The sequence below is a fragment of the Lentimicrobiaceae bacterium genome (assembly GCA_023227965.1).
Classification (GTDB): Bacteria; Bacteroidota; Bacteroidia; order Bacteroidales; family JALOCA01; genus JALOCA01.
Genome location: JALOCA010000006.1, coordinates 99597 through 115282, shown reverse-complemented (window position 1 = coordinate 115282; position 15686 = coordinate 99597). Strand labels below are relative to the sequence as shown.

The window sequence follows — 15686 nt, the reverse complement described above, 5'->3', positions numbered from 1 at the left end:
TCTGCCTGTAAACATAATCCGTCGGCAAGCCCATCAATAAACAGGGGTGTACAATCGGCGGCGGCAGTTATTATAAAATCCGGTAACCCCAAACCGGAATATTTCCTTTTTATAATTACCGGAGAAGTATCTTTTTCAGCATCCTTTTGGGAAATAAAATTCCGGAAAGCGGCTACAATATTGACGCTATCGTTGTCAAAAACATGGACTCCTTCAGGTATTTTCTTTGTGTGGCTGATCACAACGGGAGGGAGTGCCCCTCCGATATTTACAATCGGCTTTGTTTTTCGTCTTGCATATGCAAAAGGGTTAAATGGTAATGCCTCATTTTTCGTAAAATGAGGAGTATTTTTGAACTTTTCAATATATTTTACGAGGGCTTTGGCTACCGGGATTTCCTTTTCGGGCTCTTCGGTCAACGAAACACGAATTGTATCACCTATACCGTCGGTTAAAAGTGTACAAATACCGGCTGCCGATTTTATTCTTCCTTCTTCGGCATCGCCAGCTTCGGTTACACCGAGATGCAAAGGGTACACCGTGTTCCCCTGTTGCATTTTGCTTACCAGTAGTCGGGTAGCTTGTACCATCACCCGTACATTGCTCGATTTCATCGAAAGGACTATGTTATGAAATTCCAAATCTTCACAGATTCGTATAAATTCCATTGCCGATTCTGCCATGCCTTCAGGAGTATCTCCAAAGCGACTAAGGATGCGGTCGGAAAGCGAACCGTGGTTACTACCAATACGAAGCGCTGTACCATATTCTTTGCAAATGCGTATCAGTGGATGTAATCTTTCCCGTATTCTTTCCAGTTCGGCAGTGTATTCGCTATCGGTAAATGCAATTTCGTGAAACTGCTTTTTATCGGCATAGTTACCGGGGTTAATACGTACTTTTTCTACAAGCCGGGCGGCTATTTCTGCAACAGCAGGATTAAAATGAATATCGGCAATAAGTGGTGTGTGATAGCCTTTTTTTAACAACTCCTTCTTTATAAAGGCAAGGTTTTCAGCTTCTTTTATTCCCGGTACAGTTATCCTGACGTACTCACAACCGGTTTCTATCATACGTATTGCCTGGTTTACCGTGGCTCGGGTATCGAGGGTCGGAGTGTTGGTCATGCTCTGCACGCGAATGGGATTGTCTCCACCTACAGGTACGTCGCCAATCGGTACCTCTCGGGTTAATAACCGCGAATAACCGGAAATACTGTTGCAATACATTAATGAATGCGTTTTGAAGTTGTGTTGGCAAAAATACATAAAATGGCGCTAAATGGATGATAATTGTGAATTTGCAATCAACCAGATGAATACTTGTTTATGGAAATTCTAAATTTTGTTAAATAATAGAAATGTAGGTTTTTATACTTATTTTTGTAAAAATTTTTGTAAAAAAATTACATATAAATACACTTTGTTATGAAAAAAAGTTATTATGTATATGCCATACTTGCTGTGTTTAGTATTGTATTACTGGAAAGTTACAGCGGAAATAACAGTAAATATCTTGGGGGATCTCCTGCCGGATATACTGGTTCGCCGGGCGACGGACAAAATTGTGTTTCATGCCATAATGGGAGCGCAACCAGTGTTGCTGGTTGGATAACATCGGATATACCTGCCGAAGGCTATACACCGGGTACAACTTATACGATAACAGTTACAGTTTCGGGTAATGGGCAAAAAGGCTTTGAAGTGTCTCCACAGAATGCTTCCGGTGCTTTATTGGGAACTCTTATTGCCGGCTCGGGAAATAAATTGGTAGGTAGCGGTAAATATGTTACTCAAAGCAGCGCCAGTTCATCTAACCCCAAAGTGTGGACATTTCAATGGACTGCTCCTGCTGTAGGTACCGGTGATGTTACCTTTTACGGAGCCTTTACCGTTAGCAAATCCGTTACAAAACTTTCCACACTTGCTGTTAATGAAAAAAATACTACAGGCATAAAAGAAAATAATTCCGGAACATTTAGCATGTATCCCAATCCATCTTCAGGCAATACAGTAATCAGCTATACTATTTCTTCACGTAATCTTGTGAAAATTAAGGTGTATTCTATCGCTGGGCAACTTATATCAATCCCTGTTGATGAAGAACAGACTCAGGGAAATCATTCTTTTGTCCTTTCGGGTATTAATCCGGGTATCTATGTTGTGTGTTTTGATGCCGGTGGGCAGAAAAGCACTCGAAAACTGATTATTAGATAGTTTTCTATAAATACTTTACTTCCATATTCCCTAACACCACACTTGCATGGATAGTAAGCGCAGGTTGTGAGGGAGTTTGTTTTTTACCAATATATTCCGATGAACCTATGGTACTTGTATGTCCTTTGGGATTGGTAAACGATGCAAGCACTGATGTTGAATGGATGGTAAGAGGGATATCTGGCGAAACCAGGATGATAAATGACCCCATTACACAGGAAATTTCAAGGTAAGTGTCATTTATAAGGTCGGCAGTGGTAATAGTCAGCCTTCCTTCTCCCATCACAGTACTGTAATTGCGAACTCCCTGGGAATACACAAAATGATTTTCCCCGAAAATGCTGCTACTCTTTGCTTTCAGAAAAGCATTCCTATCGGTAAGCATACGAATCCCCAACAAAACAAGCGCAGATGCCATCAAAAGGCGTACAATAGGAATTTCGATATGAAATGAAATCTTTATGAGGAAAAGTAGTCCGATTACTATCAGGGCGATTCCCCAAAATATTCCGGATTTATTTTTTGTATTCATGGCGGTTGGATTTTAAATGTGTAAAGTAATACTTTAATAAAAAAAAGTTTTCAAAGTTAAGGGAAAAAGCAATGTGTATTTCGGATTTTGTTTAATGAAATCATGCAAGTCTGAAGGCAATATTTTACCGATAACAATAGAAAGGATGAAAGAATGTACAGCTTCTTGTAAAAGTAACGATTCAAACGTAAATTCCTTAATTTAAATTCCTTTGTTTTTTAATTTCCTGATAAGCACTATTCAGTTGCTGAAACTTTTCTTTAGCAGCTTTTTGAATATCCTCACCCAGGTGGCTGACTTTATCAGGGTGGAATTTAACAGCCATGCGACGATAGGCTTTTTTTACTTCTTCGTCGGGTGCATCTGGAGAAATTTCAAGAATACGGTAAGGGCTGTTTGTATCGCGAACGAACATAGCTTTGATGGATGACAAGTCGTTAGGTTTAACACCCAGGTAAACGGCAATCATTTCGGTAACTTCTATTTCACGGGGGGGAAACGAACCATCGGCGGCAATAATACCAAACAGATAGTGCATAAGTTGCAGGCGTGAAGGGTACTCCATGTACTGCCTGATTTGCGAGCACACCGCAAACAAATCAAAGTCCTGTTTCAGAATTTGGCGGAGCATTAAAATTTTTTGCTCAGCATCTTCCTGACCAAATTGCTGCAAAAAGAACCGTTTTACATAATCAAGTTCGGCTTTTTTTACTTTTTCATCGGCTCGCATTACTGCCGCCGACAGAATGAGCAAGCTTATACTGAAATCACCTTGCTGTGTGGAGCCATAACGGGGACGTTCACTGGTAACTTTTTTGTATTCGAATGCACCGCTTTGCATGCCATCATACATCGAGCCAAAAATAAATCCAAGAATTCCACCAATAGGACCGCCGAAAACCCATCCTAAGCCTCCGCCTATCCATTTTCCGTAACTTACCATATTTAATCGTTTACTAATTCTACTTTTATTTCATCGTTCAAATACACCAGGTATTTCTTTATATTTTTATACCCCATTTCCTGCAAAGCTTCGGCATATTCAATAATTTGTGTCCTATGCGTTTCGGAAGGCTCCCCGGTTTTATAGTCGAGTAAGGCAGTTGTTTCTCCTGAAATGGCAATTCTGTCGGGTCGGATCACCTTTCCTTTCCGTGTAAGAATGGCTGCTTCGATTTTATGAACAGTTTTCTCTGCAAAAAATTGTGCCAGACCAGGATGACTGACAATTTTTCCTATTTTTTCGAGCAGCCACTGGCGTTCAGCGGTATCAATGATTCCAGCCGACAACAATGTATCGAGGGTTTCCCCTATAGTTTCTGTATTTTGCAATTGGGATAATACGTAATGCACGAGACTTCCCCAATGGCTATTTTTCTCTGGGTCTTCTACATCCCAGGCTGTGGCAGCCGATTGGCTAATTACAACTTTTTGCTGCCATGCTTCTGAAATAAACGAAGATATGTCAATATTTTCTATAGAAATTTTGCGTTCCATTCTGTCGTTTTCCACAGCGTTCCCAAAAAAGTAGGAGGTAAGGTTTTCATTCCACAATTCGCTGTTTTTTAAAAACCTGTACAGCATATTGGGTACCGATTCGATTGTATTGTCATTTTGGGAAGGTAATTGCGTAAGCACATACAATCGGTGCGTAGGACGGGTAAATGCTACATAAACAAGGTTAACGAGGTCGAGTTGCGATTTTTCCTTTTCTTCTTTGTAAATGGCTTCGTAGCGGGTTTCTTCCAGTTCTTTTACCATCGCAATATTTGCTACTGAAAGTTGTGGTTGCGATTCAATGGGATTGTCAGCCCAAAAGGAGGATAGGGCTATTTTCCGGGATTCTTTTGCAAATGGATAGATAACAACCGGGAATTCAAGTCCCTTTGCTTTATGTATAGTCATTACGCTTACGGCATCGGGACCTTCGGGTACCACAACGGATAATTTAGTTTTCTTTTCCTCCCACCATAAAAGAAAATCGCTGATAGTATGTTTTCCTGTTAATGTAAACTGTTGTATTGCATTCAAAAAAAACAAAATATGTGGACTGCTTTTTTTGTTGAGACCAAATGTCCGGATGAGTTCTTCGCAGCAATCGTACACGCTCAACCTTGAAAGCTTGCTGTGGGAGATGTTGAAATCTGTTAATCGCAGTGCAGCTGACAGCTTTTCATGGTTGAGCAACCCTTTTGCAACAAGATGTTCTTTTATTGCACGTTGTGCTATTTTATCGGAAGGTAGCAGCAGGTGTTTTAAAAAAGCGATGATAAAATTTACGTCGTGGGATGCATCCAGCAGCAGCGACTCGGAAGAAATGACATTTATGCTGTTTTCAATCAGAAAACGGGCAATTTGTGAAGCAGAATCGTTGCTTCTGCACAATATAGCTATATCGCCGTAAGAAAAACCATCTTCCCTGCACTGCAGGATGACATCACGAAGGGTATTCAGGTTATTATTTTTAAAGTCTTCTTTGGGAAGAAAATGCAATTCTACCCTGCCCCCGGTATTTTCAGATTGGTATTCCTGAACAACTTCCCTGTAAATGGATTGGTATTTATCGGGGAGGGATTGCGAAATAAAACTGAAAAAGCGATTATTAAAATCAACAATTTCTGCTTTGGAGCGAAAATTGGTTGCCAGTTTCTCTTCTCTGAAATTTTGTTGCAACAGGCGTTCGCGGGCTTCGTTGAAAGTACTCATCTCTTTGTGAAAAATTGCCGGGAGGCGCATAAACTGTTCTACTTCGCCGTTTCTCCAACGGTAAATAGCTTGTTTCCCGTCGCCTACCACCAGGCTCAGAAAACCCGAAGCAAGAGAGTTTTCGAGCAGGGGAAGCAGGTTTTGCCATTGCAGTATCGAAGTATCCTGAAATTCATCCAACAAAAAATGACGGTATTTTTCACCAAGCCTTTCATATAAAAACGGCACCGGTTCATTCATTACTATGGCAGCTATACGTTTATTAAACTCCGAAACGGGTAAGATGTTATTTTTAAGTTTTATCTCATCCAATTCTTTGTCAATTTCGTTTAAAACGGCAAGGGAGTAAATATTTCTCCCGACCAGACGAAACAGGGGATACTCTTTTGAAATTTCTACAATGGAATGGAGTGCCTGCGTAAGGATGTTTTTTATACCGTCAATAGCCCTACGGCTACTTTGGTCGGCTTTTCCGGAATACCAATTGTCGTTTTTAATGGTTTTCAATACATTGGTATTCGGATTGCATTTATCGAAGCGATGCTGAGCAATGTAATTAAAATATGCTGCAATGCCTTTATCACCCTGGTAAAAATCGGAGGACTGCAGTCCGTTATCCTGAATAAGCGTTAGCGCATGCCGGGCACTTGCAGCCATTTTGTTTTCCATGCTGCGGGTTTGGCGGTGTAAGGTGCTGCTTATTTCAATAAAATCATCAATAGTAAGCAGTTTAAGTTTTTCCAGCGAAAACAGGCTGTCTTCACGCAACAAGGTTTTTGCAAATGTATTCAGGTCTCTTTCAATATTCCAACCTTGGTCGTTTTCGGTTTTTGTTTCGAGGAAGGTTACCAATATCCGGGTAAGTTTTTCATCCTGACCAACCCGGGCAATCAGCATGTCAACTGCCTGGGCAATGCGTTTTTCCACATCCATTTCCACTTCAAAACTTACCGAGAGTTTTAGGTCGTGGGCGAATGTACGGATTATCCGGTGTACAAAACTGTCAATGGTAGAAACTGCAAAGTCGGAATAATTATGTAGTATGAGTGTAAGAGTTTTGCCTGCATTTTTGCTGAGCACCGCTTGCGGTAACCTGGTTTCTTTTTGTAGCATCGGCATTAAATATTGCTGAGTAGCCGAGCGGGCATATTTTTCGGGTTCTGCCAATTCGTGCAAACTGCGGAGGATGCGGTTTTTCATTTCCGATGCCGCCTTATTGGTAAAAGTGATTGCCAGCACATGCCTGAAATCGGCAGGATGCTTTAGCACCAATGTCAGATACTCTTTTACAAGCGTAAATGTTTTTCCCGAACCGGCGGAAGACCTGTAAACGGTAAAATTCATCCGCTTTTATTCAATAAGGAGTTTCTCAATCCGATATTCTGACCCGATACGGGCAATGATAAGGTACATACCGGGATTAATTCTTTCGCGGGGAAGTGGTACGTTTTGGCGAAACTGTCCAGGGTTCAATTTCCCTGAAAATAAAGTGGCGGCTTTAACCCCGTTGAGCGAAAATAAAACCACTTCGGAGGTAAGAGGTGCCTCCGGGATGTAAAAGTTCAATGCCAGCATATCTTTTGCAGGATTAGGGCTTACCGAGAACCGGGTCATTTCACTGCTTACCACTGCGGGAACACTCAGCAGGCTGCGTACGGAATCAATATACGTTGCGCTTACCACGAAGCCTTCCTGGGTAATCTGCAAAATGGGGATGCCCCTGCTGTCTGCCATCCATTTGTATTCGAAATAATGCCGGTTAAGCGGGTAACCCATTTGCAACGAATCAATATACGCCGAATCGTAGGTAAACACTTCCGATTTTACCCTGATGACGGGATAGGTTCCAAAAGGAGTGATTAAATTTCCCCATCCGTCCACTTCGTTCACCCTTTTATGTATGCTGGTGTAGGAACCCATGCCGGTTAATCCCTGAGAGGCCGTGGAAATGGTAGAATCTTTTGTACCGTAAGTCAAAGGAAATTTATACAATATTTCCGGTGTGTCAAATTTCAAAGGAATGGGAATACCATTCAATGATCCGGCATAACCGGCAAGTCCGAAAGAAGAGGATGCTTCTTTATAGAAATCATAGACATCGGTGATGGTAACACCCGAAATAGTATCCATTCCCGGACGTTTTTTCGCAATAGTGGCATACAATGGATACACAAAAACCAATTGGTAAATAAAAGGGGTGGATGAAACGCTTGCAAAAGTGTCAACGTTTTGCGTAAAAGCATACAAATCGGAAAAATCCCAGGTTTGGTTAGCACCGGAAAGACTATAGTTACCGGTAACCGTATAGGATATACTTGTGCGAATAGTATCGCCCACATTGGGCATATCATCGGCATTGATTGTGATTTGGCTGAAAGCGAAAAAAACGAATAACAACAGACTTAGTGTAGTAAATATCTTTTTCATTAGTAAAATTTTATGTTGGATATAGTTATAAGTAAAATTGGGATTAATAAATATGTTTTTATCAATACTATTGCGTATTCCATTGTATATGGTTAAACAAAGGTATTAATTTTTATTATCGCAGTATGACAAAACACGGATAAAAATATATTAAATAAATTGTATCCAAATTACTCAAACAACCTGAATTGCTTGCCAATAATAATTTAATATGGCTATCCGTTTATGGCTAAACGTTTTTCGCCTAAAATTATAAATAAATACTTATCAACCTGAGTTTGGCATAAGGTTACAACATTCCTGGTATATTTCAGCCTGTTGCCGTAGTTGATGAAAACCCTCAAGGTTTTTAAAACCTTGAGGGTTTTTGAAAAATATAAAACATCCTTTCTATGGATGTTGAAACCCCGATAGCTTTATTATCAGGCAGATGAAAAACATATTTTATCCCGAACCCAAGTTATAAGGATGTAAATATTTGTTCCGGAATGAAATATGGCGCTGCCATTGCCGCTATTTCAATTTTTCTATATCTGTATGGCATTGCCATTGCCTATATATTAATTTTTCTATACTCGTATGGCGCTGCCATAGCCGATACTTCAATTTTTCTATACCTATATGGCACTGCCATTGCCTATGTATTAATTTTTCTATACTCGTATGGCGTCGCCATAGCCGGTACTTCAATTTTTCTATATCTGTATGGCATTGCCATTGCCTATATATTAATTTTTCTATACTCGTATGGCACTGCCGTAGCCGGTACTTCAATTTTTCTATATCTGTATGGCATTGCCATTGCCTATATATTAATTTTTCTATACTCGTATGGCACTGCCGTAGCCGATACTTCAATTTTTCTATATCTATATGGCATTGCCATAGCCGATACTTCAACTTTTCTATACTTGTATGGCACTGCCATAGCCGATACTTCAGCTTTTCTATACTCGTATGGCGCTGCCATTGCCTATATATTAATTTTTCTATACTTGTATGGCACTGCCATAGCCGATACTTCAGCTTTTTTATACCTATATGGCATTGCCACAAGGTGGCATAGCTGATAAAAGGGCGGACAGGTATTTTTCTGAAAGTTAAAAATAATAAAAAAGAACAGGAGCCGGCAAAAATGGTTGGAACTTTAACACAGAGACTGGCAAAACTTTAACTTTGCAATTATACTACTTTTTTGAGGGAAAAGCAAGTAAAAATTTTTGCTATCAACATGAGTCTGGCATAAGGTTACAAACCATTCCTGGAATATTTCAGCATGTTGCCGTAGCCGATGAAAACCTTCAAGGTTTTAAAACCCTTGAGAGTTTTTGAAAAATATAAAACATCCTTTCTATGGATGTCGAAACCCCGATAGCTTTATTATCAGGCAGACAGGAAACATATTTTATCCCGAGCCCAGGTTATTAACAAAATATTTAGGTAAAACATCAGGAAATCATTTAATGCTACCGGATTAAAAAAAACAAGGATGTTTTCGAGTACTTCATCGGTTGCGTATCCTTTACAACCATCCGCAGCGGGTTTACATCCCAAAATGTTTAAATGCCTCGTAAACCAAAAAAGCAGGCCAAACCATGGCTTTTAAAAATCCCAATACGCCAACCCAGAAACCGGTGGCATGCGCTATAAAATATACTGCCGCTCCAATAAATCCCAAGCCATACACTGCACTTGAAGGAGCATTCCCCTGCATTTCTTTTTTCATGCTTTTTCTCCTTTAATATTTAATTTTTATGGATGGTAATTTATATCTGCAATTACTATGCAAATATAATTAATAACCTGAGTTCGGGATGAGGTTTTGCGCAAATAAATGAACTTTCACTTTTCATTTCTCCATTTTCGGAATTCCTCCTGCGTATTGATATTTCGAAGAATCATTTCGTTGTTGCAGAGAAGGTAATATTTATTGTAATCGTCAAGCAGTTTGTGTAAGTTCTGGTCGCCGGTGGTCGCATTTCGTATCCCATCAACTACTTTCCAGGAAAGCAACACCGGATGCCCGCCCTTGCCATTCCACGAGGGGATAATCACATCGCCTCTGTCCTTACACAAATAGAGTCGGGTCAATAAGTCGGCGTCGGTAAAAGGATTGTCAATATTATGCAGGAAACAGAATCCCGTATCCACCTTTGCCATTCCCAGCCTCACCGAAACAAGCCTTCCCTGTTCAGGATTGGGATTTACAACAAGCGTACAGATATTGCCAAACCTGCCCGTAAGATCGACCGCTACGGGATATATTTCGGGATTAACCACCACCACTATCTGCCTGCAATGCCATTCAGCATACACCGAAACAATGTGTTCGATAAACGTATGTTGCTCGTCGTAAGTCAGGAAAGCTTTTGGCACACCCATCCTCCCTGAATTTCCGGCAGCAAGAACCACTGCCTGACAATCTTCTTTCATAATTGATTTCAAAAATATTGGCAAAACAAAGTTCTGAATTTTTATTCATACTTTTGCCTGAAAATAATAGTTTTACTGAATTTAGAAGAATGAAGCAGGATAAATTTTCCGTCGTACCCCTTGAGCATTTGCTCCATCTTATTCTCGAACAATTAAAGAATGTCCAGTATTTTGGATTGGATAAAGGTTTGTTTTATACCGGTTCCGAACCTGCTTTTCAAAGTAAGCGTTTCGGTCAGCTGCTCGAAACTCCGCTGGGCGTAGCCGCCGGACCACATACCCAGATGGCACAAAACATCATCGGGGCATGGCTTTGCGGCGCACGTTTCATCGAACTGAAAACCATCCAAACCCTCGACGAACTTGACGTTTCCAAGCCCTGCATCGATATGTACGACGAAGGCTACAACTGCGAATGGTCGCAGGAACTCAAAATCAAAGAAAGCTTCGACCAATACCTGAATGCCTGGATTATCATACACACTCTCACCCCTCCAAACCTCCCCGAAGGGGAGGCTTTCCCCCCTTCGGGGGGACAAAGGGGGGTATTCAACATGAGCGTCGGCTACAATTACGAAGGCATCCTTAACGAAAATGTGCAATGGTTTTTCGATAAGATGAGAGATTGCCATGCCGAAAAGCAGGAAAAGATTAACGCCATTCGCAAGATTTATCCCCTGATTGATGAAATAGCCATTCCCGATTGCATTTCAAATAATGTTACCCTGAGCACCATGCACGGCTGCCCGCCGCAGGAGATTGAGAAGATCGGTTTATATCTTATTGAAGAAAAAGGTTTGCACACCACCATCAAGCTGAATCCCACCCTGCTTGGTCCGGATAGGCTGCGCCGCATCCTGAACGATACCCTTGGTTATTCCACTCCCGTTCCCGACCTTGCTTTTGAACACGACCTGAAATATCCCGATGCGCTAAACATTATCCGCAACCTTAGCCTTGCGGCAAAAAAGAAGAACGTACATTTTGCCATCAAACTTACCAATACCCTCGAAAGCCAAAACTTCCGTAACGTCTTTCCGGAAAACGAAAAGATGATGTACATGAGCGGAAAAGCTTTGCATCCCATAAGCATCAACCTTGCCCATAAACTGCAACAGGACTTCGGCGGTAAGCTCGACATCTCCTTTTCTGCCGGTGCCGATTGTTTCAACTTCGCCGACATTCTCGCCTGCGGATTGAAACCCGTTACCGTTTGTTCCGACATCCTGAAACCGGGCGGCTATGGTCGGCTAAGTCAATATCTCGAAAACTTAAAGGAAGAGATGTATCGCCTTTCGGCAAACAGTCTCGACGATTTTATCCTGAAAAAGACAGAAAATGCCTTTACGGACGTTTCAGAAGCCGCTTTGCATAACCTTGAAAAATATTCCGCTGAGGCACTTTCCAATCCCGTTTACCGGAAAGGACATTTACCAAAAGACATTAAAACCCGGCGTCCGCTCGGCTATTTCGACTGTGTTCATGCGCCTTGTGTAGATACCTGTCCGGCTAACCAGGATATTCCCGAATACATGTATCTTACGTCCGAAGGCAGGTTTGAAGAAGCCTTCCATATGATACTTCGCACCAATCCTTTTCCCACGGTTACCGGTATGGCCTGCGATCACCTCTGCCAGACCAAGTGTACCCGGATGAATTACGAGGAAGCTTTACAAATCAGAGAAATCAAACGTTTTGTTTCCGAACAGGCCGGGGAAAAAACCGTTCCGGCAACACTTCCATCCAATGGATTGAAAGCTGCTATTCTCGGCGCTGGTCCTGCCGGTTTGTCCTGTGCCTGGTTTCTCCGCCTCTCCGGCTTTGAAGTGGATGTTTTTGAAGAAAGAGCCTATGCCGGAGGCATGGTTGCCTCGGTGATTCCTTCTTTCCGCATGCCCGGAGCCGGTATCGAAAAAGATATCGAAAGGATAGTCGATGCCGGAGTAAAAATACATTTTGAAACACCCGTTACCGGGGAAACCTTTGAAAAACTTCAACGGGATTACGATTATGTTTTCGTTGCCACCGGAGCCAAAAAAGCGAAAAGACTCAATATTCCCGGGGAAGACCTTCCGGCTGTAACCGATCCACTGGCATTTTTAAGTCTTGCCAAACAAGAAAAAGTTTTATCAACCGGCAATCATGTCATCGTCATTGGAGGTGGCAACACCGCCATGGATGCCGCACGGATGGCTAAGAAAATTGCCGGTGAAAACGGTAACGTTACCATCGTTTACCGTCGTACCCTTGCCGAGATGCCTGCAGCTTACGAAGAGGTGGAGGCTGCACTTCGCGAAGGCGTGGAAATTCTTACGCTCACAGCTCCGCTCCAAATTACGGAATCTGTTCCGGGAAAAGTTTTGCTTCATTGTCAGAAGATGGAACTGAAAGGTGTGGATGAGAAAGGTCGTCCGAAACCGGTGAGGATAGAAGGTTCCGGATTTGATCTGGAAGCAAGCATGATTATCCCGGCGGTAGGGCAGGACGTGGTAATAGATTTTATGAATCCATACTTTACGGTGAACAATCCGGAGTTCCTGACTAAACTGCCCAATGTGTTTATTGGTGGCGATGCCCTGCGTGGCGCTTCCAGCATCATCCGCGCCATCGGCGACGGGCAAAAAACTGCCCGGCTCATCGTTGCACAGGCAGGAAAACAATTTCCGGTAATTGCTCCGGTAATAAATAAAGACATTGACTTTTGCCAACTGACGGTTAAAAAAGCCCGTAAGGTAAAACCGGTAATCGTTCCTGCCGGAGAAAAACCTTATGCCATTCCACCCGCTTTTACCGTTGAGCAGGCAAAAACCGAAGCTTCCCGTTGCCTTAGCTGCGACGAGGTTTGCAATGTTTGCGTAAGCGTTTGCCCCAACTTTGCCAATTACGGTTACCAGACAGAACCGTTAACGTTTATGCTGAAAAAGATTACCAAAAAAGATGATAAAATCACTCTGGAGGACGACAAGATTTTCCGTGTACAGCAACGCTTTCAGATACTCAACATCGGTGATTTCTGTAATGAATGTGGAAACTGCAACACTTTTTGTCCTTCCAATGGCGCTCCGTACAAGGACAAACCGAAGTTTTACCTGACGATAAAGAGTTTTAACGAAGCCGAAACAGGCTATTTTCTCAGCAAACTGAGCGATAAAAAAGTGTTGATCTATAAAGAAAAACAAAAAATTCGTACGCTGACCTTTAACGAAAACCAGTATCGTTACGAAACCGATGAGTGGGCAGCTACTTTTATGCTGCCGGATTTTACACCTTCGGATATCGTTTTCAAGGTTCCATGTCTGGTAACAGCCTCCTCCGAACTGGCGGCAGAGATGTTTATTTTGATGAAAGCTGTAGAAAAATTATATTAATAGAAAGATCGAACACGGATGACACGGATTGAACGGATTAAAAACAGATAACATGGAAATGTTGCATAAAGAGCTTACAAGTGAAATTATCCGCATTTTTTATAAGGTGTATAATACGCTTGGCTATGGTTTTCTGGAAAAAGTTTATGAAAATGCGATGAATCTGGAATTAAATTCATGTGGTTTGACTTGTCAGAAGCAGTATCCTATCAGTGTTTATTATAATGAAATAAAAGTTGGTGATTATTATGCCGACTTATTAGTTGAAAATAAAGTTATTATTGAACTTAAAGCAGCCGAAGCAATTTGCGAAGAGCATGAATTTCAACTTATCAATTATTTAAAAGCAACAGAAATAGAAGTTGGCTTATTGCTGAACTTTGGTAAAGAGCCGGAGTTTCTGCGTAAAATATTTACAAACAATAATAAAATAATCCGTTAAAATCCGTTTAATCTGTGTCATCAGTGTTCTATAAACAAGTTATAAAATGATAAACGTAACTACCGAAGTAACCAATCCGCAGGTATTGGAAAATACCATCAAACGCTTTCGCGAAAGAGGAATAATCCTTCCTACCTTCAAACAAATGCGCAACCCGGAACTGATTCCGGATAAGATTAAAGAATAGCAGAAAATCATAGGCTTATGGGAACTAAACCCGCTGAACCTTTTCCGTATCACCTGGAAGAATGAGCCTGTGGAAAAAGGCGGACTTTATAGCGGTGTAAACTATATCGAAATACCCAAAGCCATCAGCGGCGTGGATACACGTATTGTGCTTCTGCTGGGGAAATATTTTCCGACCGGCGCTCACAAGGTTGGTGCTGCCTACGGTTGTCTTGCTCCGCGCATCCTCACCGGTGAATTTGATCCTTCTTTCCATAAAGCCGTTTGGCCCAGCACCGGTAACTACTGTCGTGGTGGCGCTTTCGATTCGTACCTGATGGGTTGCACTGCCGTTGCCATCCTTCCGGAAGAGATGAGCCGCGAACGCTTCGACTGGCTGAAAGAGATAGATGCCGAAGTGATTGCCACTCCCGGCTGTGAATCCAACGTAAAAGAGATTTACGATAAATGCTGGGAAATACGCCGGACAAGAAAAGACTGCATCATCTTTAATCAATTTGATGAGTTTGGCAATCCGGTTTGGCATTACAACGTTACCGGATACGCCATCGAGGAAGTTTTTAATTCCCTGAAAGGCAAAAATAGTAATCTGGCGGCTTACGTATCTTCTACGGGTTCTGCCGGGACTATTGCTGCCGGAGATTATCTGCGCACCCTGCATCCGCACCTCAAGGTGGCGGCTTCCGAAGCTTTGCAATGTCCTACGTTGCTACAGAATGGTTTTGGCGGGCATCGCATCGAAGGCATAGGCGACAAGCATGTTCCCTGGGTTCATAATGTGAAAAATACCGATGTGGTTACCGCCATTGACGATGAAGACTGCATGCGTATTCTTCGTCTTTTTAATGAAGAAGAAGGAACGAAATATCTTAAGGAAAACGGCGTGGATAAAAAGCTGGTCGATGACCTGCATCTGATTGGCATTTCAGGCATTGCCAACCTGATTTCTTCCATCAAGATGGCAAAATATTTCGAGATGAACGGCGACGACATCATCTTTACCATCGCCACCGACTCTGCCGACATGTACCAGTCCAGAATCCAGGAACTGAAGGAAGAACGCGGCATCTACACCCCGTTGCAGGCAGCCAAAGATTTTGAAAAATGCCTTTACGGAACGGCTACCGATCACATGAAAGAACTTACCTACCAGGATCAGAAAGCCATTCATAACCTGAAGTATTATACCTGGGTGGAACAGCAGGGCAAGACGATTGAAGACCTGAACCAGCTTTGGTACGACCGTGATCTGTGGCCATCACTTTTCCATCAGAGTGAAAAATGGGATGAGATGATAGAAGAATTCAACGAACGGACGGGATTGCTTTAAAACCTTTCAAGCCCGATTTAATCGGGGGGAAGAGTTAAAGATATTT

General features: G+C 42.0%; 13 protein-coding genes. 6 read left to right on the top strand and 7 right to left on the bottom strand.

Translation table 11 applies throughout. The annotated features are described in order from the left end of the window. The coding region (gene ispG / locus M0R21_03620) for a (E)-4-hydroxy-3-methylbut-2-enyl-diphosphate synthase (protein MCK9616903.1) at window positions 1-1229 on the bottom strand (1229 nt) is incomplete at its 3' end. A 198-nt stretch (window positions 1230-1427) separates the two neighbouring features. Between ispG and M0R21_03615 the strand changes: the two genes are divergently transcribed. After that, window positions 1428-2216, top strand: a complete 789-nt coding sequence (locus M0R21_03615) for a T9SS type A sorting domain-containing protein (protein MCK9616902.1) — start codon at window positions 1428-1430, stop codon at window positions 2214-2216. A gap of 4 nt (window positions 2217-2220) precedes the next feature. Here M0R21_03615 and M0R21_03610 read toward each other — a convergent pair whose 3' ends face one another. From M0R21_03610 to M0R21_03595, 4 genes are all read right to left on the bottom strand, one after another. Continuing rightward, window positions 2221-2748, bottom strand: coding sequence for a hypothetical protein (locus M0R21_03610; protein ID MCK9616901.1), 528 nt, complete (start codon window positions 2746-2748; stop codon window positions 2221-2223). Window positions 2749-2944: 196 nt separating this feature from the next. Next, window positions 2945-3691, bottom strand: coding sequence for a TerB family tellurite resistance protein (locus M0R21_03605; protein ID MCK9616900.1), 747 nt, complete (start codon window positions 3689-3691; stop codon window positions 2945-2947). Between the two features lie 2 nt (window positions 3692-3693). Beyond that, window positions 3694-6798, bottom strand: coding sequence for a UvrD-helicase domain-containing protein (locus M0R21_03600; protein ID MCK9616899.1), 3105 nt, complete (start codon window positions 6796-6798; stop codon window positions 3694-3696). Between the two features lie 6 nt (window positions 6799-6804). Beyond that, the gene (locus M0R21_03595; protein MCK9616898.1) at window positions 6805-7881 is read right to left on the bottom strand and encodes a hypothetical protein; all 1077 of its coding nucleotides are present in this window, start codon (window positions 7879-7881) and stop codon (window positions 6805-6807) included. Between the two features lie 488 nt (window positions 7882-8369). Here M0R21_03595 and M0R21_03590 point away from each other — a divergent pair, with 488 nt between their 5' ends. Beyond that, on the top strand, window positions 8370-8951 hold the full coding sequence (locus tag M0R21_03590; GenBank protein ID MCK9616897.1) for a hypothetical protein: 582 nt from the start codon (window positions 8370-8372) through the stop codon (window positions 8949-8951). A gap of 473 nt (window positions 8952-9424) precedes the next feature. Here the strand turns inward: M0R21_03590 and M0R21_03585 are convergent, their stop codons facing one another. Together M0R21_03585 and M0R21_03580 are read right to left on the bottom strand one after the other, a co-directional pair. Then, complete coding sequence (locus tag M0R21_03585; protein ID MCK9616896.1) at window positions 9425-9607, bottom strand: hypothetical protein; 183 nt, start codon at window positions 9605-9607, stop codon at window positions 9425-9427. 116 nt (window positions 9608-9723) lie between these two features. Beyond that, entirely contained in the window at window positions 9724-10314 is a 591-nt protein-coding gene (locus tag M0R21_03580; protein MCK9616895.1) for an NTP transferase domain-containing protein, read from the bottom strand. 89 nt (window positions 10315-10403) lie between these two features. Here M0R21_03580 and ygfK point away from each other — a divergent pair, with 89 nt between their 5' ends. From ygfK to M0R21_03560, 4 genes are all read left to right on the top strand, one after another. Beyond that, a complete protein-coding gene (gene ygfK / locus M0R21_03575; GenBank protein MCK9616894.1) occupies window positions 10404-13682 on the top strand; it encodes a putative selenate reductase subunit YgfK in 3279 nt (1092 codons plus the stop codon). A 58-nt stretch (window positions 13683-13740) separates the two neighbouring features. Next, window positions 13741-14124, top strand: a complete 384-nt coding sequence (locus M0R21_03570; protein ID MCK9616893.1) for a GxxExxY protein — start codon at window positions 13741-13743, stop codon at window positions 14122-14124. A gap of 46 nt (window positions 14125-14170) precedes the next feature. After that, window positions 14171-14311, top strand: coding sequence for a hypothetical protein (locus tag M0R21_03565; GenBank protein ID MCK9616892.1), 141 nt, complete (start codon window positions 14171-14173; stop codon window positions 14309-14311). A 69-nt stretch (window positions 14312-14380) separates the two neighbouring features. After that, on the top strand, window positions 14381-15640 hold the full coding sequence (locus tag M0R21_03560; GenBank protein ID MCK9616891.1) for a pyridoxal-phosphate dependent enzyme: 1260 nt from the start codon (window positions 14381-14383) through the stop codon (window positions 15638-15640). The last annotated feature ends 46 nt before the right edge of the window (window positions 15641-15686 follow it).

Coding starts and splice junctions, on each gene's coding strand:
- M0R21_03615 (MCK9616902.1), top strand. CDS start 1,428: ATGAAAAAAAGTTATTATGTATATGCCATACTTGCTGTGTTTAGTATT.
- M0R21_03610 (MCK9616901.1), bottom strand. CDS start 2,748: ATGAATACAAAAAATAAATCCGGAATATTTTGGGGAATCGCCCTGATA.
- M0R21_03605 (MCK9616900.1), bottom strand. CDS start 3,691: ATGGTAAGTTACGGAAAATGGATAGGCGGAGGCTTAGGATGGGTTTTC.
- M0R21_03600 (MCK9616899.1), bottom strand. CDS start 6,798: ATGAATTTTACCGTTTACAGGTCTTCCGCCGGTTCGGGAAAAACATTT.
- M0R21_03595 (MCK9616898.1), bottom strand. CDS start 7,881: ATGAAAAAGATATTTACTACACTAAGTCTGTTGTTATTCGTTTTTTTC.
- M0R21_03590 (MCK9616897.1), top strand. CDS start 8,370: ATGAAATATGGCGCTGCCATTGCCGCTATTTCAATTTTTCTATATCTG.
- M0R21_03585 (MCK9616896.1), bottom strand. CDS start 9,607: ATGAAAAAAGAAATGCAGGGGAATGCTCCTTCAAGTGCAGTGTATGGC.
- M0R21_03580 (MCK9616895.1), bottom strand. CDS start 10,314: ATGAAAGAAGATTGTCAGGCAGTGGTTCTTGCTGCCGGAAATTCAGGG.
- ygfK (MCK9616894.1), top strand. CDS start 10,404: ATGAAGCAGGATAAATTTTCCGTCGTACCCCTTGAGCATTTGCTCCAT.
- M0R21_03570 (MCK9616893.1), top strand. CDS start 13,741: ATGTTGCATAAAGAGCTTACAAGTGAAATTATCCGCATTTTTTATAAG.
- M0R21_03565 (MCK9616892.1), top strand. CDS start 14,171: ATGATAAACGTAACTACCGAAGTAACCAATCCGCAGGTATTGGAAAAT.